The sequence below is a fragment of the Halomonas sp. HG01 genome, assembly GCF_000968715.2.
GTDB classification, from domain to species: domain Bacteria; phylum Pseudomonadota; class Gammaproteobacteria; order Pseudomonadales; family Halomonadaceae; genus Halomonas; species Halomonas halophila.
This window is the reverse complement of record NZ_CP022134.1, coordinates 2,161,770-2,185,845: the sequence shown is the minus strand read 5'-3', so window position 1 is coordinate 2,185,845 and position 24,076 is coordinate 2,161,770. Positions and strand designations below refer to the sequence as shown.

Here is a 24,076-nt window from a genome sequence, read left to right as displayed (position 1 = left end):
AGCGCGTCGCCGAAGCGGTCGAGGCGATGAAAGTGGCAGGAAGCGTGCGTTTTCCTGCCATTTCGTGTCGCGATCTCGACAACCGGGCGCTCGCTGTTAGGGCACGCTTTTTTCTGTAGACTAACGGGTTCAATTCTTTCTGGAGGACTTCACATGTTGAAAGTCGGTTTCGTCGGATGGCGGGGCATGGTGGGTTCCGTGCTCATGCAGCGGATGGTGGAAGATGGAGACTTCAACGGCATCGAGCCGATCTTCTTCACCACCTCCCAGGTCGGTCAGGCCGGCCCCGACGTCGGCGTTGAGGTGCCTCCGCTGAAGGACGCCTTCGACCTCGAGGCCCTCAAGGCCCTCGACGTGGTCATCACCTGCCAGGGCGGCGACTACACCAAGAAGGTCTACGAGGACCTGCGCAACGGCGGCTGGAAGGGCTACTGGATCGACGCCGCCAGCACCCTGCGCATGGCCGACGAGGCCACCATCGTGCTGGACCCGGTCAACCGCAAGGTGATCGACGAGCAGCTGGCCCGCGGCGCCAAGACCTTCGTCGGCGGCAACTGCACCGTCAGCCTGATGCTGATGGGCCTGGGCGGGCTTTTCGAGGCCGACATGGTCGAGTGGATGACCTCCATGACCTACCAGGCGGCCTCCGGCTCCGGCGCCAAGCACATGCGCGAGCTGCTCAATCAGATGGGCGGCCTGCGCGACAGCGTGGCCGACGAGCTCGCCGACCCGGCCAGCGCCATCCTCGACATCGACCGCAAGGTCACCGCGGCCATGCGCTCGGGCGAGTTCCCGACCGACAACTTCGGCGCGCCGCTGGCCGGCAGCCTGCTGCCGTGGATCGACTCCAAGCTCGACAACGGCCAGAGCCGTGAGGAGTGGAAGGGCAACGTCGAGACCAACAAGATCCTCGGCCTGCAGGACAATCCGGTGCCGATCGACGGTCTCTGCGTGCGCATCGGTGCCATGCGCTCCCACAGCCAGGCGTTCACCATCAAGCTGCGCCAGGACGTGCCGCTCGACGAGATCGAGGAGCGCATCGCAACCCATAACGACTGGGTCAAGCTGATCCCCAACGACAAGGATGCCACCATCGACGGCCTGACCCCGGCCGCCGCCACCGGCACCCTGACCGTGCCGGTCGGCCGCCTGCGCAAGCTGGCCATGGGCGGCGAATACCTGTCCGCCTTCAGCGTCGGCGACCAGCTGCTGTGGGGCGCGGCCGAGCCGCTCAAGCGCATGCTCAAGATCCTGCGCGAGCAGTAAGGGGCATCCCCGGTTTCCTGATCGCGCTTGCGACGGAATCGCGGATGTCCTTCCGCTTCATGTGGGCGGACCTGGCGGGGCGTCTCCTTCGGGGGCGCCCCGCCTGTCGTTGGGCGGCTCGCCCTGTCACGGATCAATGAGTGACGTTGAATTCCGCCTGGGACGGGCGTGGGTGGCCTGGCGTTGCCAACGAGCCGGATGTGTTAGACCCGTCAGTCAGACATCGTTTTATCGTTCTGCCTCGGCCGCGTACCAGCGCGTCCGACCGGGCGGTTGCAAGGGGATCCATGAAACGCACGCTATCGCTCACCACACTGCTCCCGCTTTTCCTGGTCAGCCCGCTGGCGCTGGCCCTGGGGCTGGGTAATGCCGAGGTCGTCTCGCCCCTCAACGTGCCGCTGCGCGCCACCATTCCGCTGACCGATACCGGCGGTCTCGAGGTCGGCCGGCTCAACGCCTCGGTGGCCGACGGTGATGCCTATCGTGCCGCGGGGCTGACCCGCACGCCGCTGGCGGCCAGCGTCGACCTGGCGGTCCGGCGCCGCCAGGGGCGGCTGGTGCTGGAGCTCACCACCGAGCGTGCCGTGCGCGAGCCCTGGGTCGATCTGCTGCTGCGCTTCGACTGGCCGGGCGGTCGTCAGCTGCAGGAGGTGACGCTGCTGCTCGACCCGCCTGACTATGCCGCCATGCCGGCGCTGGTCGAGGGCAGCGGGGCCGCGACGTCCTCGCCGGCGCGAGCCGTGTCGGCCGGCGGGGGCGTCGATCCGGCTCGGGTGCGCAGCGGCGATACCCTGTGGATGCTGGCCGACCGGTTGCGGCCCGACAGCGGCATCGGCATGAACCAGATGATGCTGGCGCTGGTCGAGGCCAATCCCGAGGTCTTCCCCAGCGGCAACATCAATGAGATGCGTGCCGGCTTCACCCTGACCGTGCCCTCCCGCGAGGCGATCGCCGTGCGTTCGCCAGCGAGGTCGGCCGAGCTGGTGCAGGCCATGAACAGCGCCTGGGCCAGCCGCGGCGGTGGGGCGCCGGCACCGGTGTCGCTGGGCTCCGCCGAGCCGGCCATGGCCGAGGTGGATACCTCCGGGGGCGAGACGCCCGAGGCGGTCGCCGACGAGACCGCGGTCGCGTCTCCTGGGGCGCCACGCGAGGCCTCGCGGGATCAGGCGCCGCGGCTGACCCTGCTGACCGACGCGGAGGTCGCCGCCGGCCTGGGTGACCACGGCGTCGACGCCGGTGGTGCCGGGGGCGATGCGAGCGGTGAGGCCGGCAGCGCGGAAGAGGACGCGTCCCCGGCGTCATCCGACGCCGCCGAGCGGATCGATCCCGGAGTGCTGGCGGACATCACCGCCCGGGGCGGGCTGACCGATGGCGATCGTCTGTTGCGTCTGGAGCAGCGCTTCCAGGAGAGTCGTTCGGCCCTGGCCGAGTTGCAGGCCGAGCGCGACGCGCTGGAGGCCGAGGTCGGCGGGCTGCGCGAAGAGCTGGACGCGCTGCGCGACCGGGTCGCGGCCCTGGCGGCCGGGGGTACCGGTGTCGATGCGGCGGGAACCGGCGGCGTGGCGCCGCCCGAGAGCGCTGGTGATGGCGGGGCCGGTCAGCCGCGCCCCTGGTGGGGCGCGCTCTATCAGGGGGCGGTCGGGCGGCCGCTGGTGCTGGGCGGCGCGGCGGTCGCGCTGCTGCTGGCGCTTTGGGGCCTGGTGCGCCGGCGTCGCGCGGAAGAGGTCGCGCCGTCGACACAGCGCCCGGCGGCCGCCTTCGGCGAGAACCGGGTCATACGCCCGCCGGGCGAGCCGGCCTCGCCGAATGCCGGAAGCGACGCCATCGGCGTACCCAGGTGCTCGGTGCGTGACGCCATGCCGGAGACGGAGGCGATCAGCGAGGCCGATATCTTCATTGCCTATGGCCGCTACGATCAGGCTCGTGAACTGCTGGAAGCCGGCGTGGCGCGGGAGCCGGAGCGCCAGGATCTGCGCCTCAAGCTGATGCGGGTGCAGCTGGAGCAGGGCGATCGCGCCGCCGCCGAGGCCCAGGCCGAGCATCTACGGGCCTCCGGCGATGAGTCGGCACGTGCCGAGGTGCTCCGGCTGATGGGACCGGTCGTCGAGGATGACGAGGCGCCCATCGAGCGTGCGGTCTTCGGTGCGGCCGACGAGCGCCCGCCGCGTCTCTTCGGCGATGGGGGCGAGTCGCAAGCCGCTGCCGAGCCTGACGAGCCGGAGGCCGGTGTGAAGCGCCCGGAGGCGGCACAGGAGGACCTGTCGCGCTATCGCCCGCCGGTCATCGAGCCCGCACCCGGAGAGGCGAGTTCGTCCAGCGATCACGGGCGACAGGACGATGAGGCGTCGTTCGAAACGTCATTCGAGCCGGAGCAGGACGGCGAGCCAGATGCCGCACCGGAGGCCCCGGCGTCGGCCTCGGAGCCTGAGATGCCCCAGGTGGCGACCCGGACCAAGGAAGACGGCCGCCAGGTCATCGACTACCGGCCGCCACCGCTGGAGCCGGTCGCACCCCGGGAGGAAACGCCGAGCCAGCCGCAGGTCGAGTTCACGCCGGTCGGCGGGGGCGGCCGTGACGCGGATTCGTGGGAGGTCGAGGAGGTGGCGTTCCCGCCGCTGCCCGGGGATAATGATGGTCCCGACGACGCGGCGCCCGCGATCGCCACCCTGGACGAGGCACGCCACCTGTTCGAGGTCGGCGAGGTTCGCGAGGCGCGCGTCATGCTGGAGCGCTTCCTCGAGGCGTCCAACGACGCCGCCGCCCGGCAAGAGGCGCGCGACCTGCTCGACCGCCATCAGCCATGAAGAACGCATGACCTTCTTTCATCGTCTCGACGACAAGCAACCCCTTCGCGGCCGATTGGCCATGGCCGTGGAATACGACGGTACCGCCTACTGCGGCTGGCAGCGCCTGAAGCACAGCGCCTCGGTGCAGGCCTCCCTGGAACAGGCGATGTCTCGCGTCGCCGCCGCACCGGTCTCCGTGATGTGCAGTGGCCGCACCGACTCCGGCGTGCACGCCACCCGCCAGGTGATTCACTTCGACCCGCCTTCGCTGCGTTCGGAGAAGGCCTGGGTGTTCGGCACCAACGCCAACCTGCCCCGTGATATCGCGGTGCGCTGGGTCAAGCCTGTGGCCGACGACTTTCACGCTCGCTTCTCGGCACTGGCGCGGCGCTATCGCTACGTGATCCTCAATCGCACCAGCCCTCCGGTGCTCGAGCGCCACAACGTGACCTGGTGTCGCGATCCGCTCGACGCCGAGGCCATGCACCGCGCCGCCCAGGCGCTGGTCGGCGAGAACGACTTCTCCACCTTTCGCGCCGCCGGCTGCCAGTCGACGACGCCCTGGCGTCACCTGCACTTCATCGAGGTGAATCGCTACGGCCCGCTGGTGGTCATCGACGTCCAGGGCAACGCCTTCCTGCACCACATGATCCGCAATATCGCCGGGGCGCTGATGTCGGTGGGGCGTGGGGCCCAGGACGAGGGCCACATCGGCCGGCTGCTGACCCTGCGCGATCGTACGCTGGGCGACGTCACCGCGCCGGCTCACGGCCTCCACTTCGTCGACTGCCTCTTCGACGAGAGCTGGGAGCTGCCTGCCGAGCCGCTGGGCCCCAATCTGCTGGCCTTCCTCGGCGAGTGGAGCGGCGAGCGGGCGGTGCCCGATTCGCCCATGGCCGCCTACCGGCGCGACCGCTCCCGGGCGGCCAATGCCGCGGCGGCGCTGGCGGCGGAGGAGGGCGACGATGCTTGAGCATGGCGCGGCCCTCGGCCGCACCCGGGTCAAGTTCTGCGGCCTGACCCGCCCCGAGGACGTCGACGCCGCGGTGGCGGCGGGGGCCGATGCCCTGGGCTTCGTGCTGTGGCCCGGCAGCAAGCGGGCGGTGGGCCTCGAGCGGCTGGCCGCGCTGGCCGCCCGGGTGCCGGCCTTCGTCACCCGGGTCGGGCTGTTCGTCGACCCCGACGAGGCGCTGGTGGCCCGGGCCGCCGAGCACCTGGACCTGCTGCAGTTCCACGGCGAGGAGACGCCGGCGTTCTGCGCGGCCGCGCCCCGGCCCTGGATCAAGGCGCTACGCATGCGCGACGGCCTGGATGTTCACGCCGCGGCCCGCGACTACATAGGCGCCCGGGCGCTGCTGCTCGACGCCTATCGCCCCGGCGTGCCCGGCGGCACCGGCGAGACCTTCGACTGGTCGCGCATCCCCGCGTGCCTGGCGAAACCTGTTATTCTCGCCGGAGGCCTGACGCCGGCCAACGTGGCCGAGGCCATCGCCGCGGTGCGCCCTCTGGCGGTGGATGTCTCCGGCGGCATCGAGACCGCGCCCGGCATCAAGGGCGGCGCGGAAATGGCCGACTTTCTCCGCGCGGTCCGGCACGCCGATGGCTGACTCCCGCGGCCGACGCATTCACGACCATTCCCTGTTGGCGATCCTGTGAGGTGTCCTTGTGAGCAAGTTCAGCGACCTGACCCGGCTGCCGGATGCCCGCGGCCACTTCGGCCCCTACGGCGGGCGGTTCGTCTCGGAGACCCTGAGCTTCGCCCTGGAAGAGCTGGACAAGACCTACGCGCAGCTGCGCGACGATCCGGCGTTCCAGGCGGAATTCGACCACGACCTGGCCCACTATGTGGGTCGGCCCTCGCCGCTCTATCATGCCGAGCGATGGTCGCAGCGGCTGGGCGGCGCCCAGATCTGGCTCAAGCGCGAGGACCTGAATCACACCGGCGCGCACAAGGTGAACAACACCATCGGTCAGGCGCTGCTGGCGAAGAAGAGCGGCAAGCCGCGGGTGATCGCCGAGACCGGCGCCGGCCAGCACGGCGTGGCCACCGCCACCGTGGCGGCGCGTCTGGGGCTCGAGTGCGAGGTCTACATGGGCGCCGAGGACGTCGAGCGACAGAAGCTCAACGTCTATCGCATGCGCTTGCTCGGCGCCAACGTGATTCCGGTGGAGTCGGGCACCCGTACCCTGAAGGATGCCATGAACGAGGCGCTGCGCGACTGGGTGACCAACGTCGACGACACCTTCTACATCATCGGCACCGTGGCCGGGCCGCATCCCTATCCGATGCTGGTGCGCGACTTCAACGCCGTGGTCGGCCGCGAGGCGCGCCGCCAGTCGCTGGAGGAGTTCGGTCGCCTGCCCGATGCGCTGATCGCCTGCGTGGGTGGCGGCTCCAACGCCATGGGGCTGTTCTATCCCTTCGTCGAGGACGACGGGGTCGCCATGGTTGGCGTCGAGGCCGGTGGTGATGGCGTGGCCACCGGCCGTCACGCCGCACCGCTGGCCTCCGGGGCGCCACGTGGCGTGCTGCACGGCAATCGCACCTATCTGATGTCCGACGAGGGCGGTCAGGTCAGCGACACCCATTCGATCTCCGCCGGGCTCGACTATCCGGGCGTGGGGCCCGAGCATGCGCTATGGAAGGACGTGGGCCGGGTCAACTACGTGGCGGCGGACGATGAGGCGGTGCTCGAGGCCTTCCGTGAGCTGACCCACGTCGAGGGCATCATGCCGGCGCTGGAGTCGGCCCATGCGCTGGCCCATGCCAGGGTGCTGGCGCCGCAGATGCGGCCCGACCAGCATATCGTGGTCAACCTCTCCGGACGCGGCGACAAGGATATCCTGACGGTCGCCAAGCTCGACGGCATCGAACTCTAGGGGACACCGATGAATCGTATCGACCAACGCTTCGCCGCGCTGAAGGAAGAGGGGCGCCGCGCGCTGATTCCCTACATCACCGCCGGCGACCCCGCGCCCGAGCACACCGTGGGCTTCATGCACGCCCTGGTGCGCGCCGGCGCCGACGTCATCGAGCTGGGCGTGCCGTTCTCCGATCCCATGGCCGATGGCCCGGTGATCCAGAAGGCCTGCGAGCGCGCCCTCGTGCACGGCGTGCGCCTGGCCGACCTGATCGAGATGGTGCGGGCGTTCCGGCGCGACGACGCCGAGACCCCGGTGGTGCTGATGGGCTATCTCAATCCCGTCGAGCGCATGGGGCTCGAGGCCTTCGCCGACGCCGCTCGCGACGCCGGCATCGACGGCGTGCTGCTCGTCGACATGCCACCCGAGGAGGCCGACCTGATGGGGCCGGTGCTCAAGGAGCGCGGTCTGGCCTCGATCTTCCTGGTGGCCCCTACCACTTCCCGTGCCCGGGCCGCTACAATATGCGCCCATGGCGAGGGTTATCTGTACTACGTCTCGCTCAAGGGTGTCACCGGAGGCGCCAGCGTCGATGCCGCGGACGTGGCCGAGCATCTGGCCCCACTGCGCGAGATGACCGACCTGCCGCTGTGCGTGGGCTTCGGCATCCGCGATGGCGCCTCGGCCGCCGAGGTCGGCCGAGTGGCCGACGGCGTGATCGTCGGCAGTGCCCTGGTTTCGCGCATCGCCGAGAACGCCGAGCGCCCGGCGGCGATTCCCGCCAAGTTGGAAGCCGTGCTGAGCGAGATGCGCCAGGCCCTGGACGCCTGACGGACCCCGAATATCGATTCGACAGTCGCCCCGCTCGGAGGGGGCGACCGCAAAAATGGAAGCGTTTCTGACATGAGCTGGCTAGACAAGATCGTGCCCTCGGTGGGCCGCATTCAGCGCAAGGACCGCCGTTCGAGCGTGCCGGACGGCCTGTGGCGCAAGTGCCCCAAGTGCGACGGGGTGCTCTACCTGCCGGAACTCGAGAAGCACCACCACGTCTGTCCCAAGTGCGAGCATCACCTGCGTCTCACCGCGCGCAAGCGCCTCGACTGGTTCCTCGACAAGGAAGGTCGCGAGGAGATCGCGGCCGATCTCGAACCGGTCGACCGCCTCAAGTTCCGTGATTCCAAGAAGTACAAGGACCGTCTGACCGCGGCCCAGAAGTCCACCGGCGAGAAGGATGCGCTGGTGGCCATGCGCGGCCAGCTGGACGGCATGCCGGTCGTGGCGGTGGCCTTCGAGTTCACCTTCATGGGCGGCTCCATGGGCGCCGTGGTGGGCGAGAAGTTCGTTCGCGCCGCCGAGCAGGCCCTGGACGCGGGCGTGCCGCTGGTGTGCTTCGGCGCCTCGGGCGGTGCACGCATGCAGGAGGCGCTGTTCTCGCTGATGCAGATGGCCAAGACCTCCGCCGCGCTGGAGAAGCTCAAGCAGGCCGGCGTGCCCTATATCTCGGTGCTCACCGACCCGGTGTTCGGCGGCGTCTCCGCCTCGCTGGCGATGCTGGGCGACCTCAACGTCGCCGAACCCAACGCCCTGATCGGCTTCGCTGGCCCGCGGGTCATCGAGCAGACCGTGCGCGAGAAGCTGCCGGAAGGTTTCCAGCGCAGCGAGTTCCTGCTCGAGCATGGCACCGTGGACATGATCGTCCATCGCCACGAGATGCGTGAGCGCCTCGGCGGCGTGCTGCGCAAGCTGACCCACCAGCCCGCCAATGGCCCGGCCGACGCGCCCGAGGCCGCCGAGCCGGATCTGGTCGATACCGCTCAGCAGGCCGAGGATGCCCCGGTCGAGCCGGCGGACGACGGCGCCGAGCCGCGTCAGGACGCCGAGCGTTGATGGCGCCATGAACGAGGCTCCTTCCGCTTCCCTCGGGGACTGGCTGGCGCGGCTTGAAGCGGCGCATCCGGTGAGCATCGACCTCGGCCTGGAACGGGTGGCCGAGGTCGCCCGCCGCATGGGGCTGCTCGGCGGCCCCATCGCCGGGCGCGTGATCACCGTGGCCGGCACCAACGGCAAGGGTTCCACTGTCGCCATGCTGGAGTCGCTGGCCCGGGAGCACGGGGTCGGCACCGCCACCTACACCTCGCCTCATCTGCTGCGCTACAACGAACGGCTGCGCCTCGACGGCGCGGAAGCCGGCGATGCCGAGCTGGTGGCGGGCTTCGAGGCCGTCGAGGCCGCGCGTTTCGACGGCGATCCGATCAGCCTGACCTACTTCGAGGCCGGCACTCTGGGGGCGCTGCATGCCATCCGTGAACGCTCGCCGGAACTCGCCATCCTCGAGGTCGGCCTCGGCGGTCGCCTGGATGCGGTCAACGTGCTCGACGCCGACGTGGCGGTGGTGACCACCATCGCTCGCGATCATGCCGCCTATCTGGGCGACGATCTCGAGGTCATCGGCCGCGAGAAGGCCGGCATCATGCGCGCGGGGCGTCCCGCGGTGCTGGGCAGCCAGGCGCTTCCGCAAAGCGTCGCCGCCACCGCCGAGGCGCTGGGCGCCCAGGTGCATGCCCTCGGGGCGGCATTCACGCGTGTTGCATGCCGGGGCGAGACTTCCTGCCGAGAGACGGGCGAGGGCGGCTGGACCTGGCAGGGGCACGATGCCGAAGGCGCCGTCGCGCGCCTCGAGGCGCTCCCCGATCCCGGGCTGCCGCTGGACAACGCCGCCACCGCCCTGCAGGCGTTTGCCCTGGGCGGCTGGAAGCTGGAGGCCGAGGCCTGCCGCCGAGCGCTGGCCGGCGTCGAGTTGCCCGGGCGCATGCAGTGGCGTGGGCAGTGGTGCCTGGACGTCGGCCACAACCCTCATGCCGCCGAGTATCTTGCCCAGCGTCTGGCCGAGCGGCCCTGCGAGGGGCGCACCGTCGCCCTGCTGGGCATGCTTGCCGACAAGGACGCCGAGGGCGTGATCGGCGCCCTGGCGCCGGCCATCGATGCCTGGCTGCCGGTCACTCTCGAGGGCGATCGGGCGCGTAGCGCCGAGGCGCTGGCCGCGACCCTCGGGGCACTCGGCCAGCCGGTGTGGCATCGGGCGGATTCCCCGGCGGCGGGGGTGGCATGGCTGGGCGAGCGCCTGAGCCCGGCGGACCGGGTCCTGGTGTGTGGCTCCTTCTTCACCGTGGCCGATGTACTGGCGGCCTGGGCCGAGCCGGCGCAGACTGCCATGGAGGCCGGCAGCGAGGGAACGAGATGAAGTACGGATGGCGAGAGCGGATCAGCGGAGCGCTGATCCTGTTGGCCCTGGCGGTGATCTTCCTGCCGCTGCTGTTCGATGACCCGGCGCCGCGGGAAGATCGCCCGCAGCCGACCATGAGCATCGAGCAGCCGATCGAGGTGCCACACCGCGAACCCGAAGCGCCCGAGCCGTCGGAGGAACTGTCGGCGAACGCCGAGTCTCCGGCGCAAGAGGGGGCATCCGGTGTCGACGCGATGTCATCCGCCGATGACGTCGTCTCGGTCGAGGCGGGGCAGGCGTCGGTCGAGGCCTCGTCTTCCGATAGCGACGATGCGCCGGCCGTCCAGGACACCACGCAACAGGCCTCGACGGAGGTCGCGTCGGCCTCTGGCGATGCCGAGTCTTCAGAGGCCGATGCGCCCGCGTCGGACCCCATCGCCGATCTGGCCCGTGCCGCCGACGAGCGCATGGCGGCCTCGGACGCACCGACCCGAGAGGCGGTCTCCGGCGGCGAATGGGCGGTGCAGGTGGGCAGCTTCGGTGAGCCGGCCAACGCCGAGCGGCTCGAGGCGCGCCTCGAGGAGCAGGGCTTTCCGGCCTATCGCCGCCCGCGCAACAACGATCTGACCACCGTGTACGTCGGGCCCTATGCCCGTAGTGAGGTCGCCGAGCAGGCGATGAGCGAGCTCAAGGCCGACCTCAATCTCCAGGGACTGCTGGTGGAGGCCGAGTGACCCTGACCTGGCTGGATTGGGTGTTCGTGGCGGTGCTCGCCGTCACCGGCATCGCCGGGCTGGTACGTGGCCTGGTGCGCGAGGCCCTGGGCCTGGCGGCCTGGGTGGTGGCGCTGCTGGCGGCGCGCTGGCTGGCCGAGCCCCTGGCCGTCCGGCTCGAGGGCCTGATCGATAGCCCCGACGGTCGCCTGATCCTCGCCTTCGTGCTGGTGGTGCTGGGCGTCATTCTGGCCTGCGGCGTGGTCATCCGCCTGATCCAGGCGGCGGTGGAGTGGGTCGGCATGGGCCTGTTCAACCGCGTGGCCGGTGCCGCCTTCGGCCTGGCCAAGGGCAGCGCCATCCTGGTGGTGGCGACCCTGCTGATCGGCCTGACCCCCTTGCAACAACTCGAGGCCTGGCAGCAGGCCAGCCTGCGGCCGCCCTTCCTGCAGTTGAAGGACTGGGCGGTCGGTCGCCTGGCCGCCTGGGAAGGGCGGCTGCCGGTCTCCCCCGAATCCCTCGGCGACCCCGTCTCCCTGATGCCGTCGCAGGCACGGGATAACGAGGTCGCCACCCCCTGACATGATCGATCGAGGCGGCTCCAGCGCCGCCCAACCAAGGCAAGCGAGGTAAGGTGTAATGTGCGGTATCGTGGGCCTGATGGCCAAGCAGGCGGTGAACCAGGGGATCTACGATGCCCTGACGGTGCTCCAGCACCGAGGCCAGGATGCCGCCGGCATGATGACCTGGAACGACGGTCGCTTCCTGCTGCGCAAGAGCAACGGTCTGGTGCGCGACGTCTTCCATACCCGCCACATGGCGCGTCTCCAGGGTAACCTGGGCATCGGTCACGTGCGCTATCCCACCGCCGGCTCCTCCAGCGAGGCGGAATCCCAGCCGTTCTACGTCAACTCGCCGTACGGCATCTCGCTGGCCCACAACGGCAACCTGACCAACGCCGACCAGCTCAAGCAGGAGCTGTTCTCCTCCGACCTGCGTCACATCAACACCAGCTCCGACTCCGAGGTGTTGCTCAACGTCTTCGCCCACGAGCTGGGCAAGCAGGGGCCGCACCTGGCGCCGGGCGACATCTTCGACGCCGTGCGCCGCGTGCATCGTCGCTGCCTGGGCGGCTACGCCGCGGTGGCGATCATCAACGGCGTGGGCATGGTGGCCTTTCGCGACCCCAACGGCATCCGCCCGGTGGTGTTCGGCAGCCGTGATGAAGGTGAAGGCCAGGAAGTGATGATCGCCTCCGAGTCGGTGGCGCTGGACGTGGGTGGCTTCGAGCTGCATCGCGACCTGGCCCCGGGCGAGGCGATCTTCGTCAGCATGGATGGCGAGATCCACACCCAGCAGTGCGCCGACGCGCCGCGCCTGGCGCCCTGCATCTTCGAGCACGTCTATCTGGCGCGCCCGGATACCCTGCTCGACGGTGCCTATGTCTACGGCACCCGCATGGCGATGGGTCGCAAGCTCGCCGATCGCATCAAGCACGAGTGGCCGGAGCACGACATCGACGTGGTGATCCCGATCCCCGACACCTCGCGGACCTCGGCCCTGGAGCTGGCCCAGCACCTGGGGGTGACCTATCGCGAAGGCTTCATGAAGAACCGCTACATCGGGCGGACCTTCATCATGCCCGGCCAGACCCAGCGCAAGAAGTCGGTGCGCCAGAAACTCAACGCCATCGACATCGAGTTCGAGGGCAAGAACGTGCTGCTGGTCGACGACTCCATCGTGCGTGGCACCACCTGCAACCAGATCATCCAGATGGCCAGGGAGGCCGGCGCGAAGAACGTGTACTTCGCCTCCGCGGCGCCGCCCGTGCGCTACCCGAACGTCTACGGTATCGACATGCCGGCGGCCAGCGAGCTGATCGCCCACGGTCGCAGCGAGGCCGAGGTGGGCGAGCTGATCGGCGCCGATCGCATGATCTATCAGGACCTCGAGGATCTGAAGACCGCCTGTCGCGAGATCAATCCGGCCCTGGACGAGTTCGACTGCTCGGTGTTCGATGGCCGCTACATCACCGGCGACATCGACGACGCCTATCTGGCCGCCCTGGAAGCCAGCCGCAACGACGATGCCAAGTCGGAGCAGAGCGCCGGTGACCACGCGTTGGTGGGCATGCACAATCAGGAAGACGACACCGACTGACAGGGAGGCGCCATGCACGACGAATCCAATCCGGCGGACGACTGGGGGCTCGATACCCTGGCGATCCGCACCGGGCATGATCGTACCGCCGAGCAGGAACACGGCGAGCCGATCTTTCCGACCTCGAGCTTCGTCTACGGCAGTGCCGCCGAGGCGGCGCGCAAGTTCGGCGGCCAGGAGCCGGGCAACGTCTACTCGCGGTTCACCAACCCGTCGGTGCAGACCTTCGAGCGCCGCCTCGCCGCCCTGGAAGGCGGCGAGCGCTGCGTGGCGACCAGCTCCGGCATGTCGGCGATCCTGTCCACGGCCCTGGCGCTGCTGCAGGCCGGCGACGAGATCGTCGCCTCCCGCTCGCTGTTCGGCTCCACGGTCAGCCTGTTCGACAAGTATCTGGGCAAGTTCGGCATCACCACCCGCTACGTCGAGCTCTCCGACCTGGCGGCCTGGGAAGCGGCGATCACGCCGGCCACCAGGCTGCTGTTCGCCGAGACGCCGTCCAACCCGCTGTCCGAGGTGGGCGATATCCCGGCTCTGGCCGAGCTCGCGCATCGTCACGGTGCCTGGCTGGCGATCGACAACTGCTTCCTGACCCCGGCGCTGCAGACGCCCATCGCGCTGGGGGCGGATCTGGTGATTCACTCCGCTACCAAGTACCTGGACGGCCAGGGCCGTGCCGTTGGCGGTGCGGTGGTCGGCCCCGAGGCGCTGCTGCAGGAGGTCTTCGGGGTGGTGCGCACCTGCGGGCCCTGCATGAGTCCCTTCAACGCCTGGATCTTCACCAAGGGCCTGGAGACCCTGGGGCTGCGCATGAAGGCCCATTGCGCCAATGCGCTGCAGCTGGCCGAGTGGCTCGAGGCGCATCCGGCGGTGGAACGGGTGTATTACAGTGGGCTGGCCAGCCACCCGCAGCATGAGCTGGCCGCGCGTCAGCAGAAGGCCTACGGTGCGGTGCTCGGGGTCGAGGTCAAGGGCGGTCGTGAGGGCGCCTGGTCGGTCATCGACGCGACCCGGATGCTGTCGATCACCGGCAACCTGGGCGACGTCAAGACCACCATCACCCATCCCGGTACCACCACCCATGGCCGCCTCTCCGACGACCAGAAAGCCGCTGCCGGCATCCGCGAGGGTCTGATCCGCATTGCGGTGGGGCTCGAGGACATCGCCGACATCCGGGCCGACCTGGCCCGGGGCCTCGACGCCCTGATCTAGCCGGGCGTCATCGGCTTCCTCCGCATGCCGCCGCGGGGCGGCATGCGGAATTTCCGAACGAAGCGTTCATCTTTTTTCAGCGGAATCGCCCGTCTTGCTCGGGTAGTCTGCTTCCTCCGTGACACGCATTCGGGAGCGCTCATGTGGCGTAACACTTCGACCGGCTGGGGATGGACCAGCATCCTGCTGCACTGGCTGAGCGCGTTGGCCTTCGTCGGGCTCTTCGTGCTGGGCTGGTGGATGACCGGGCTCGGCTACTACGATGCCTGGTACAACCTCGCGCCCTGGTGGCATCGTTCCCTCGGCATGCTGGTGTTCGCCGTGACCCTGGGCCGTCTCGTCTGGCGCGCCGTTCAGCCGACGCCGTCGTTGCCCGGGTCGCGTCTGGAACGCCTGGCCGCCCATGTCGGCCACATCGCCCTCTACGCGCTGATGCTGCTGGTGCTGGTCAGCGGCTATCTGATCTCCACCGCGGAAGGCGCCGGCATCGATGTGTTCGGGCTCTTCCAGGTGCCGGCGCTGATGACCGGATTGCCCAACCAGGCGAGTCTCGCCGGCACGGTGCACTGGTACGCCGCCCTGGCGCTGATGGTGCTGGCCGGCGGGCATGGCCTGGTCGCGTTCAAGCATCACTGGGTCGATCGCCACGACACCCTGATGCGCATGCTCACGCCTCGTTACACTCGGGCTCGCCGCCGTGGCGGGTCCGCTTCCCACTGACCCATCGAGTCACGCAAGGAGTTAGCGATGTACAAGAAGACCGCCCTGACCGCCGCCCTGGCCGCCGCGTCCCTGGTGCCGCTCGCCCAGGCACAGGCCGCCGACTACGCCATCGACACCGACGGCCAGCACGCCTTCGTGCAGTTCAAGATCAGCCACCTGGGTTTCTCCTACATCCTGGGCAGTTTCGAGGAGTTCGACGGCGGGTTCAGCTATGACCCCGAGAACCCGGAAGCGTCATCCGCCAACCTGGAGGTCGAGGTCGACAGCCTGACCACCAACCACGCCGAGCGCGACAAGCACATCCTGAGCGATGACTTCCTCGACGCGGCCGAATATCCCACCGCGAGCTTCGCTTCCACCGGCTTCGAGCCTACCGGCGAGGGCGAGGGCGTGCTGACCGGCGATCTGACCCTGCACGGCGAGACCCAGGCCATCGAGATGCCGGTGACTCTGCTGGGCGAGGGCGACGATCCCTGGGGCAACTATCGCGCCGGCTTCGAGGGCTCCACCACCCTGACGCTCTCCGACTACGGCATCGACATGTCGCAGTTCCCGGAGTCGATGCACGAGCTCGAGCTGTACGTGACCTTCGAGGGCATTCGCCAGTAACGCATCGCCCCCGGGGCGATACGGTGAAACAGCGACCCCGGCCAGTGGCCGGGGTCGCTGCGTTTCAGGCCGGCAGGGCGGGCGCCGGGATCATGACTGATGGAGCACCGCCTGCGGGAAGTGGCGCCTCAGGATGCGATTCTGGAAGGCATCCACGAAGCGCGTGTTGATGATGATGATGAAGCGCTCGAACGGCTGCGACGGGTCGCGCTGGCTGAGGGTGTCGACGCCGTGGAACAGCCGGTCGTCGCGCAGGTGCAGGATCTCGCCCGGCCTCAGGGTTGCCGTCACCAGCTCTCGGGTGCCGGCCTTGTCGGCATAGAGATGGTTGTCGGCACCTAGCACGTTGTCCCGGCTCAGCACCAGGATGCTCAGCGCCTGGCAGCCGTCGGCGTGGATGCCCTGGCCCTGCAGCGGGTCGAGGTGGCCCTCGCCGCGCACCCCGGTGATCTGCATCAGGATGGGTTCGTCGGGCCGGATGCCCCACAGCCGGGCCCAGGCACGGACGAAGGCGCGGACGTCGGCACGGCCCAGGAACTCGGGCGTCAGCGGCTCGTAGTAGCGCAGCCGGTCGGCCATGCTGTCCGCGTCGTTGAAGGCGCCGCCCTGGGCCATCGGGCAGTGGCCCAGGTCCTTGACCTGCTCCTCGGCGTCGAGGGCCAGCCATGACATCCGCTTCCAGCGCTGGTTGACGTAGGGGTCCCGCGGCAGGTCGGCGGTGAAACCCTGCCAGGCTTCCAGGTCGATCGCCGAATGCAGCTCGGTCAGGGCCCAGTCCTGTCGGGCCAGGTCTTCCTGTACGCCGTGGGGCCAGTAGTCTGCCATCGGGTCCGCTGGCATGGTGGTGTGATCGAAACCATATTTAAGGGTGTCGAGTTTCATGAGACTTTCTCCTGATTGACGTCTGAATGGGATGGGCTTCCGTTGACGAGAAAAATCGTCAACAGTAAGCAAATGAGTCGGAATGTTTCAGAATGTCAAAGCAGGAGTGGTGGTCAGTCGTGGAGGCGGCTCATCGGGCCGCGTGGAGGTGCACTTGAGTGACCGGAGACATCGGAGGCTGGTGGGGCGGCGCATCACATGAGGCCGTTTCATCGCGGGCAGCGGGGTAAGGCCGCGTGGCAGCGGATCCTGCGCTGGCTGGGGCGGGCGTGTGATCGCGTGGTCGAGCGCCGCTCGGACGCCGCGCAGATCGACGTGGCCCTCGTCCAGCGCCGCTATCAGGAGAGCGAGCAGCGCTTCCGCAGCCTGCTCGAGAGCCTGCCTCGCGTGGCGGTGCAGGGCTATGACCGGCAGCGTCGGGTCATCTACTGGAACGAGGCCAGCGTCCGGCTCTACGGCTATCCGGCCGAGGAGGCCATGGGGCGCCTGCTCGAGAACCTGATCATTCCCGGTCCCATGCGTCAGCCGGTCATCGAGGCTCACCGGGCCTGGGTCGAGCAGGGCCAGGAAATTCCCGCAGAAGAGCTCGAGCTGCGCCACCGCAGCGGCGAACCGGTACCGGTGTTCTCCCACCACGTGATGCTCGGCGAGCACACCGACAACCCGCTGATGTTCTGCGTCGACGTCGATCTGTCCGACCAGAAGCGGGCCCATCGTGATCTGGCCTTCGCCACCCGCTTCGATCAGCTGACGCACCTGCCCAATCGTCAGGCCTTCGAGGCAGACCTGGATGAGCTGCTCGACCGCTGCCGGCGCCAAGGGCGGCCGCTGACCGTGCTCTACCTGGATATCGATCGCTTCGTCGAGATCAACGATGCCCTCGGCTATGCCCAGGGCGACCAGATCCTGATCGAGCTGACACGCCGGCTTCGCCATCGCCAGCGGGCCGGAGACCTGATGTCGCGGGTTTCCAGCGACGAGTTCGTGATGGCCTTTCCCGGCGTGGGAGAGGCGGAAGCGTGCCGCACGGTGGTCGAGCACATCCGTTCGGCGTTCGACCGGCCCTTCGAGGTGGACGGCATCGCGCGCCCGGTCACTGCCAGCCTCGGGCTCAGCGCCTTCCCGGATCACGGCCGGGTGGCCTGGGAGCTGATCCGCAACGCCGACGTGGCCAAGAACCGCGCCAAGCTGGATGGTCAGGGCGCCCTGCAGGGCTTCCAGCAGCATTTCCACGACGAGCTGGTGCGCCAGCATCGGCTCGCCGAACGGCTGGAGCACGCCATCGCCAATCGTGAGCTCAGCCTGCACTATCAGCCCCAGGTGTCGGCGGTGAGCGGCCGGATCGAGAATCTCGAAGCGCTGCTGCGCTGGGAGCCGGCCGACGGTGAGGCGGTCTCGCCCGCCGAGTTCATTCCCCTGGCCGAGCGCTCGGGGCTGATCGAACGGCTCGGCGACTGGGTGATGGAGGAGGCCTGTGGCCAGCAGGCGGCCTGGCGTGCGGCGGGGGTCGAGGCGCTGCGCATCGACATCAATCTGTCGGGGCGTCAGGTGCGGGCGCCGGAGACGCTCGAGCGCCTGGAGGCCTGCGTGGCGCGCCACGGGCTCGAGCCTCAGGACATCGGCATCGAGCTGACCGAGAACGTGCTGATCGAGGCCAACGAAGCCGTGCTGATGCGGCTGCGGCGCCTCTATCACCGCGGGGTGCGCATCGCCATCGACGACTTCGGCACCGGCTATTCGTCGCTCAGCTACCTCAAGCTGTTTCCGGTTACCGCGCTCAAGATCGATCGCTCCTTCGTTCGCGATGCACCCCAGCAGTCGGAGGATCGTGCCATCATGGAGGCCGCGGTCTTCATCGGCCATCGGCTGGGGCTGGAGGTGGTGGCCGAGGGCGTCGAGACCGGCGAGCAGCTGGCGCTGGTGCGCGAGATGCGCTGCGATCTGGTCCAGGGCTACTATTTCCATCGGCCGCTGCCGGTGGCCGAGGTGCAGCGGCTGCTCTTCGGCCAGCTCGAGCACGCCCCCTGAGACGGGTCGCAACTTCGCGTAGAATGGGCCGCCCTCGACGATTCCCGCGGAGTCCCTGTGTTGCGAAACGACGCTACCTCTTCCTCGCTGGGTGTGACGCTGTGGCGTCAGACCTGGCCCATGGCCATCGGCGTGCTGTCTCTGCTGGGTTTCCAGCTGATCGACAGCGCCTTCGTGGCCAGGCTCGGCACCGCGCCGCTGGCCGCCCAGTCCTTCACCCTGCCGCTCTCCTTCCTGATCATCGGCGTCCAGGTGGGCATGGGCATCGCCATCGCCGCGCTGATCTCCCGGGCCCTGGGGGCCGGCGAGACCGCGCGGTCCCGTCGCCTTGGCAGCCTGGTGCTGGTGGTGGGGGCACTGGTCATCGCGCTGCTGGGGCTGGGGCTGTGGCTGGGCCAGGCGCCGATCTTCCGGCGGCTGGGTGCCGAAACCGAGTCTCTGGCGCTGATCCGTGCCTACTGGGGCCCCCAGCTGCTGTCCGCCTGGGCGGGGGCGGTGCTGTATTTCGGCTACAGCCTGTTCCGCGCCCACGGCAACACGCGTCTGCCCGGTTCGCTGATGGTGATCACCAGCCTGGCCAACCTGCTCCTGGATCCGTTGTTGATCTTCGGGGTCGGCAACTGGCAGGGCCTGGGGCTGCCGGGCGCGGCCTGGGCCACGGTGCTGGCCATGCTGGTGGGGCTCGGCGTGATGGCCATGCGCCTGGCCGGCACCGGCTGGTTGGCCACAGGGGGGCTGTGGGAGGAGGCGAGTCAGTCGCTGCGGCCCTTCCTGGGCATCGCCGGGCCGGCCATGATCAGCCAGCTGATGCCGCCGCTGGCCGCGATGCTGGCGATCTCGGTGGTGGCCCGGCTCGGCGAGTCCCAGGTCGCGGCCTGGGGCCTGGCCAGTCGCCTGGAGACCCTGTCGCTCATGGCGGTGCTGGCGATGACCATGTCGCTGCCGCCCTGGTTGGGGCGCTGCTACGGCGCCGGCGACTGGCCGCAGGTGCACCGCCTGATGCGCCTGGCGCTGAAGGTGGCGGTGCTCTGGCAGCTGGGGCTGGGGCTGGGGCTGGCGCTGGCCGCGCCCTGGGTGGCCGCGGCTCTGGCCGGCTCCGCCGAGGTGAGCGAGGACCTGACGGTGCTGCTGCACTGGCTGCCGCCGAGCTATGCCGCGCTCGGGGTCTGCATGCTGGTGGTCTCCGCCGGTAATGCGCTGGGCTGGCCGCTGCGGGCGATGATGATGTCCGCCGCGCGGCTGTTCGCGTTCTACCTGCCGTGCCTGGGGCTCGGCGCCTGGCTGGGCGGCCTGCCGGGCCTGGCGCTGGGGGCGGCACTGGGCAATCTGCTGGCCGGTCTGGCGGCCTGGGGACTGCTGCGTCGTACCCTCGCCAGCCCGCGGCGCCAGGCGGCCGGATGACGGGTAGTGGTTTTTTCTGTTTATGGTGGTTTTTGTTTAATTAACACCCAATATATGGTGTTTATTTGAATGTTCTATTAGGTTGGTGGGTAAATAAAAGGAAAATCATCTGATTGGCCTCTCCTATACTCGTCTTAACGCACCGCCCGGGCCTGGCCCGGGCGGTCTCGTTCCCGCAGATGGCAGGGCGATCCAACAAGACGATCAGGGGAGAGGACGGCATGAAGGTATTGATTCTCGGCAGTGGTGTGGTCGGCGTCACCAGCGCCTACTATCTGGCCCGTCAGGGCCATGAGGTCACCGTGGTGGATCGCCAGCCGGCACCGGCCATGGAAACCAGCTACGGCAATGCCGGTCAGGTGTCGTTTGGCTTCTCCTCGCCCTGGGCCGCGCCCGGCATCCCGCAGAAGGCGGTGAAGTGGATGTTCCAGGAGCATGCGCCGCTGAAGATCCAGCCGCGCATGGACCCGACCATGGCCCGCTTCATGATGAAGATGTTCGGCAACTGCAATCCCGAGCGCTATGCGGTGAACAAGGAGCGCATGGTGCGCATCGCCGAGCATAGCCGCGCCTGCATCGACGCCCTGCGCGCCGAGACCGGCATCCGCTACGAGGATCGTCAGAAGGGGCTGCTGCAGCTGTTCCGTCACGACAGCCAGGTGGAGGCCGTGGCCAAGGACATGCAGGTGCTCGAGCGCTGCGGCGTGCGCCATCGGTTGCTGGGCGCCGGCGAGATCACTGCGGTCGAGCCCGCGCTGGCCAGGGTGCCGGGCAAGTTCGTCGGCGGCCTGCACCTGCCGGACGACCAGACCGGCGACTGTCATCTGTTCACCAATCGCCTGGCCGACTACTGCCGTGACCGCCTGGGCGTCAGCTTCCGCTTCGGTGTCGACATCCAGCGCATCCGCCGCGGCAATGCCGGCATCGAGGGCGTGATCACCAGCGCCGGCGAGCTCACCGCCGACGCCTACGTGGTCTGCCTCGGCAGCTATTCGCCGTTCCTGGTCAAGGACCTGGGCATCCGCCTGCCGATCTACCCGGTCAAGGGCTACAGCCTGACCGTGCCGGTGGTCGACGACGGCGGGGCGCCCCAGTCCACGGTGATGGACGAGACCTACAAGGTGGCGATCTCGCGCTTCGACGACCGCATCCGCGTGGGCGGCACCGCCGAGCTGGCGGGCCACGACCTGAGCCTGCCGGAGAAGCGCCGGGCGACCATCGACATGGTGGTGCGCGATGTCTTCCCCGAGGGCGGCGACGTCGACCGCGCCGAGTTCTGGAGCGGCCTGCGGCCGATGACGCCGGATTCCACGCCGATCATCGGCGCCACCCGCTACGACAACCTGTGGCTCAACACCGGCCACGGCACCCTGGGCTGGACCATGAGCTGCGGCAGCGCCCAGCTGCTGGCCGATCTGATGGGGGCGGAATCGCCGCGCATCGACCCGCAGGGGCTCGACGTTTCGCGCTACGCCGCCTGACGCGGTGTTGTAGGCTGCTTGATCGAGAACGGCCCGCGCCTTGGCGCGGGCCGTCGTCGTATCGGGCGGCCGTGGCGCGGGCGGATCATGGCATCGAGGCACAAAAAAGCGCCCGGGCCATCAGGCCCGGGCGCTTTTCTGCCGAACGGCGTCAGCCGATCAGTCGTTGACCGCAGCGATCGCCTTGGCCAGGTAGGGCAGGTTCTCGTGGGAGAAGCCGGCCACGTTGGCACGGCCGGAGCGTACCATGTAGATGCTGAACTCGTCGCGCAGGCGATCCACCTGTTCCGGCGTCAGTCCGGTGTAGGAGAACATGCCGCGCTGCTCGGCCACGTGGGCGTATTTCTCGTCCAGGCCGTACGGCTTCAGGGCCTCGACGAAGTCGCGCCGCAGGGTGTTGATGCGGTCGCGCATCTCGGTGAGTTCTTCGCGCCAGACGGCGGTCAGCGCGTCGGAGTGCAGGACCTCGGAGACGATGGCACCGCCGTGGGCCGGCGGGTTGGAGTAGTTCTCGCGGGCGACGATGGCCACCTGGGAACGCACGTTCTCCATCTGCTCGGCGTTCTTGGCGACCATGATCAGGCAGCCGGTCCGCTCGCAGTAGATGCCGAAGTTCTTGGAGCAGGAGCTGGTGATGATCACCTCGTCGAGGTTCTCGGCCAGCAGGCGCGGACCGAAGGCGTCCTCGTCCAGGCCCTCGCCGAAGCCCTGATAGGCGAAGTCGACCAGCGGCAGCAGCTTGCGCTCCTTGAGCACCTCCAGCACCTGCTTCCACTGATCCCGGGACAGGTCGAAGCCGGTCGGGTTGTGGCAGCAGGCGTGGAGCAGCACCACGTCGCCCTCGGGGATCTGCTTCAGGGCCCCGAGCATGCCGTCGAAGTCGAGGCGGTTGTCGGCGTCGACGTAGGGGTACTTGTGCAGGGTGAGACCGGCCGCCGGGAAGATGCCGAGGTGGTTCGGCCAGGTCGGGTCGCTGACCCAGATGTCCTTGCCGGGCAGCTGGGTAGCGATGAAGTCCGCCGCCAGGCGCAGCGCGCCGGTGCCGCCGGGAGACTGGGTCGCGCTGGCGCGACCGGCCTCGAGCACCGGTGAGCCCTGGCCGAGCACCATCGGCAGCACCACTTCACCGTAGGCCGGGGCGCCGTGGGAACCGATGTAGGTCTTGGTGGTCTCGTTGTTGAGCAGCAGGGCCTCGGCTTCCTTGACCGCGCGCATCACCGGGGTGTTGCCCTGGGCGTCGCGATAGACGCCGACACCGAGATCCACCTTCTGGGGGTTGGTATCCTTCTTGAAGGCCTCGATGAGCCCGAGGATGGCATCCCCGGGAACCCGCTCAATCTGTTCGAACATTTACTTCGCTACCTCGTCGGTTCTGGCGGCTAGGATGAAATCGTTCCTGTGCAGGCCCTTCATCTCGTGGGACCACCAGGTCACGGTGACCTTGCCCCACTCGGTCAGCAGGGCGGGGTGGTGACCCGCTTCCTCGGCGATCTCGCCGACCCGGTTGGTGAACGCCAGGGCCTGTCGGAAGTTGCGGAACGTGAAGACTCGCTCCAGCTGCATGATGCCATCGCGCTCGACGATCTGCCACTCGGGGATGTCGCGGCGATACTGCTCGATTTCGCTCTCGGTGACGTGGGGGGCGTCCCAGCTGCAGGCCTCGCACTGCTGTTCGGAAAGTTCGCTCATGATGACTCCTCGTTGGCTCGTTGCGGGGTATAGAGTTGTTGTCGTGGTGGCGATCGGCCGCTCATGAAAGGGCCGATGCCAAGGCGTCGGCGTCAGGCGCTGGCGGTCTCCGCCGGCACTGGCTTGGGCTTGGGCGGAAAGCGCGGTTCGAACAGCCCGAGTTCCATGGCCTCGTGGACCATGCCCATGATGTCGCGGCCGGACAGCTCGTGCAGCGTCTCCAGGCTATCCAGTACGTAGTACAGCGGCTGGAGGATGTCGATCCGGTAGGGCGTGCGCAGAGCGTCCAGCGGATCGAAGGGCGCGTGAACGGGCGCGTCGGACAGGGCGTGCAGGGTCTCCTTGGGCGAGGAGATGATGCCGCCGCCATACAGTCGCCGCCCCTCGGGAGTGTCGACCAGGCCGAATTCCACGGTCATCCAGTACAGTCGGGCCAGGTAGACGCGCTCCTTGGGCGTGGCCTCGAGGCCCAGGCGGCCGTAGGTGGCGGTGAACTCGGCGAAGGCCGGGTTGGTGAGCATCGGGCAGTGACCGAAGATCTCGTGGAAGATGTCCGGCTCCTGCAGGTAGTCCAGCTCCTCTGGCGTGCGGATGAAGGTGGCGACCGGGAAGCGGCGATTGGCCAGCAGTTCGAAGAAGGTATCGAAGGGAATCAGCGCCGGCACCTGGGCGGTTTCCCAGCCGGTGGCCTCGCGCAGCACGGCGTCGACCTCGGCGAGCTGGGGGATACGCTCGACGGGCAGCGCCAGGCGCTCCATGCCGTCGAGGTATTCCTGGCACACCCGGCCCGGCAGCAGCTCGACCTGGCGCTCCATCAGCGTGCGCCAAGTGGCATTTTCCTGTTCGCTCCAGGCGATATGGCCGTTGTCGTCCGGCATCCTGGCCTGATAGGCGGTCTTCTTGGGGGCGCTTTGAGCCTTCATGGTTGCTCCCGTCGGTATTGGAATTGTCGTGGCCTCAAGGGGATGACCGCAGTCTAGGCGGGGGACGGGGCGAGAGGGGCGTTCTGCGGACGATCCAGGGCGTTCGCAAGGCGTTTGGTTG

The 24,076-nt window shown here is 68.7% G+C and carries 21 protein-coding genes; 17 read left to right on the top strand and 4 right to left on the bottom strand.

Annotated elements, in window-relative coordinates; genetic code table 11:
* The first annotated feature begins 153 nt into the window (after positions 1 to 153).
* From asd to UN84_RS10260, 14 genes are all read left to right on the top strand, one after another.
* Positions 154 to 1,266: an aspartate-semialdehyde dehydrogenase gene (gene asd, locus UN84_RS10325; RefSeq protein ID WP_035596079.1), complete on the top strand. Its 1,113-nt coding sequence runs from the start codon at positions 154 to 156 to the stop codon at positions 1,264 to 1,266.
* Positions 1,267 to 1,553: 287 nt separating this feature from the next.
* Positions 1,554 to 4,070: a type IV pilus assembly protein FimV gene (locus tag UN84_RS10320; protein ID WP_046080220.1), complete on the top strand. Its 2,517-nt coding sequence runs from the start codon at positions 1,554 to 1,556 to the stop codon at positions 4,068 to 4,070.
* Positions 4,071 to 4,077: 7 nt separating this feature from the next.
* Positions 4,078 to 5,025 (top strand): tRNA pseudouridine(38-40) synthase TruA, encoded by a 948-nt coding sequence (truA, locus tag UN84_RS10315; protein ID WP_046080221.1) that lies wholly within the window; start codon positions 4,078 to 4,080, stop codon positions 5,023 to 5,025.
* Positions 5,018 to 5,659, top strand: a complete 642-nt coding sequence (locus UN84_RS10310) for a phosphoribosylanthranilate isomerase (RefSeq protein ID WP_046080222.1) — start codon at positions 5,018 to 5,020, stop codon at positions 5,657 to 5,659. Before truA ends, UN84_RS10310 begins: the two co-directional genes overlap by 8 nt.
* Before the next feature lie 58 nt (positions 5,660 to 5,717).
* Entirely contained in the window at positions 5,718 to 6,932 is a 1,215-nt protein-coding gene (gene trpB, locus UN84_RS10305; RefSeq protein ID WP_146908206.1) for a tryptophan synthase subunit beta, read from the top strand.
* A 9-nt stretch (positions 6,933 to 6,941) separates the two neighbouring features.
* The gene (gene trpA, locus UN84_RS10300) at positions 6,942 to 7,745 is read left to right on the top strand and encodes a tryptophan synthase subunit alpha (protein ID WP_046080225.1); all 804 of its coding nucleotides are present in this window, start codon (positions 6,942 to 6,944) and stop codon (positions 7,743 to 7,745) included.
* 72 nt (positions 7,746 to 7,817) lie between these two features.
* The gene (gene accD, locus UN84_RS10295) at positions 7,818 to 8,801 is read left to right on the top strand and encodes an acetyl-CoA carboxylase, carboxyltransferase subunit beta (protein ID WP_046080226.1); all 984 of its coding nucleotides are present in this window, start codon (positions 7,818 to 7,820) and stop codon (positions 8,799 to 8,801) included.
* 7 nt (positions 8,802 to 8,808) lie between these two features.
* Positions 8,809 to 10,155: a bifunctional tetrahydrofolate synthase/dihydrofolate synthase gene (gene folC / locus UN84_RS10290; RefSeq protein WP_173834994.1), complete on the top strand. Its 1,347-nt coding sequence runs from the start codon at positions 8,809 to 8,811 to the stop codon at positions 10,153 to 10,155.
* Positions 10,152 to 10,871, top strand: coding sequence for an SPOR domain-containing protein (locus UN84_RS10285; RefSeq protein WP_046080227.1), 720 nt, complete (start codon positions 10,152 to 10,154; stop codon positions 10,869 to 10,871). Before folC ends, UN84_RS10285 begins: the two co-directional genes overlap by 4 nt.
* Positions 10,868 to 11,431 carry a CvpA family protein gene (locus UN84_RS10280; RefSeq protein WP_046080228.1) on the top strand — a complete coding sequence of 188 codons (564 nt, stop codon included), beginning with the start codon at positions 10,868 to 10,870 and terminating at the stop codon, positions 11,429 to 11,431. The genes UN84_RS10285 and UN84_RS10280 overlap by 4 nt, the downstream gene beginning before the upstream one ends.
* A 58-nt stretch (positions 11,432 to 11,489) precedes the next feature.
* Positions 11,490 to 13,010, top strand: a complete 1,521-nt coding sequence (gene purF / locus UN84_RS10275) for an amidophosphoribosyltransferase (protein ID WP_046080229.1) — start codon at positions 11,490 to 11,492, stop codon at positions 13,008 to 13,010.
* 12 nt (positions 13,011 to 13,022) lie between these two features.
* Complete coding sequence (locus tag UN84_RS10270; RefSeq protein ID WP_046080230.1) at positions 13,023 to 14,219, top strand: O-succinylhomoserine sulfhydrylase; 1,197 nt, start codon at positions 13,023 to 13,025, stop codon at positions 14,217 to 14,219.
* A 141-nt stretch (positions 14,220 to 14,360) separates the two neighbouring features.
* Positions 14,361 to 14,939, top strand: a complete 579-nt coding sequence (locus UN84_RS10265) for a cytochrome b (protein ID WP_046080231.1) — start codon at positions 14,361 to 14,363, stop codon at positions 14,937 to 14,939.
* A 27-nt stretch (positions 14,940 to 14,966) separates the two neighbouring features.
* Positions 14,967 to 15,551, top strand: a complete 585-nt coding sequence (locus tag UN84_RS10260; RefSeq protein WP_046080232.1) for a YceI family protein — start codon at positions 14,967 to 14,969, stop codon at positions 15,549 to 15,551.
* A 90-nt stretch (positions 15,552 to 15,641) separates the two neighbouring features.
* Here the strand turns inward: UN84_RS10260 and UN84_RS10255 are convergent, their stop codons facing one another.
* The gene (locus UN84_RS10255; RefSeq protein WP_046080233.1) at positions 15,642 to 16,433 is read right to left on the bottom strand and encodes a 2OG-Fe dioxygenase family protein; all 792 of its coding nucleotides are present in this window, start codon (positions 16,431 to 16,433) and stop codon (positions 15,642 to 15,644) included.
* Between the two features lie 198 nt (positions 16,434 to 16,631).
* Here UN84_RS10255 and UN84_RS10250 point away from each other — a divergent pair, with 198 nt between their 5' ends.
* The 3 genes from UN84_RS10250 to UN84_RS10240 all read left to right on the top strand — a co-directional run bounded on the left by UN84_RS10250 (position 16,632) and on the right by UN84_RS10240 (position 21,343).
* A complete protein-coding gene (locus tag UN84_RS10250; RefSeq protein WP_237022305.1) occupies positions 16,632 to 18,461 on the top strand; it encodes a putative bifunctional diguanylate cyclase/phosphodiesterase in 1,830 nt (609 codons plus the stop codon).
* Between the two features lie 120 nt (positions 18,462 to 18,581).
* Positions 18,582 to 19,862, top strand: a complete 1,281-nt coding sequence (locus UN84_RS10245) for an MATE family efflux transporter (RefSeq protein WP_046080519.1) — start codon at positions 18,582 to 18,584, stop codon at positions 19,860 to 19,862.
* Between the two features lie 221 nt (positions 19,863 to 20,083).
* A complete protein-coding gene (locus UN84_RS10240) occupies positions 20,084 to 21,343 on the top strand; it encodes a D-amino acid dehydrogenase (protein WP_046080235.1) in 1,260 nt (419 codons plus the stop codon).
* 159 nt (positions 21,344 to 21,502) lie between these two features.
* Here the strand turns inward: UN84_RS10240 and UN84_RS10235 are convergent, their stop codons facing one another.
* The 3 genes from UN84_RS10235 to phhA form a co-directional block, all read right to left on the bottom strand.
* Positions 21,503 to 22,693: an amino acid aminotransferase gene (locus UN84_RS10235; protein ID WP_046080236.1), complete on the bottom strand. Its 1,191-nt coding sequence runs from the start codon at positions 22,691 to 22,693 to the stop codon at positions 21,503 to 21,505.
* Positions 22,694 to 23,032: a 4a-hydroxytetrahydrobiopterin dehydratase gene (locus UN84_RS10230; protein WP_035596035.1), complete on the bottom strand. Its 339-nt coding sequence runs from the start codon at positions 23,030 to 23,032 to the stop codon at positions 22,694 to 22,696. It abuts the gene before it with no gap.
* Between the two features lie 92 nt (positions 23,033 to 23,124).
* A complete protein-coding gene (phhA, locus tag UN84_RS10225; protein ID WP_046080237.1) occupies positions 23,125 to 23,955 on the bottom strand; it encodes a phenylalanine 4-monooxygenase in 831 nt (276 codons plus the stop codon).
* Between the last annotated feature and the right edge of the window lie 121 nt (positions 23,956 to 24,076).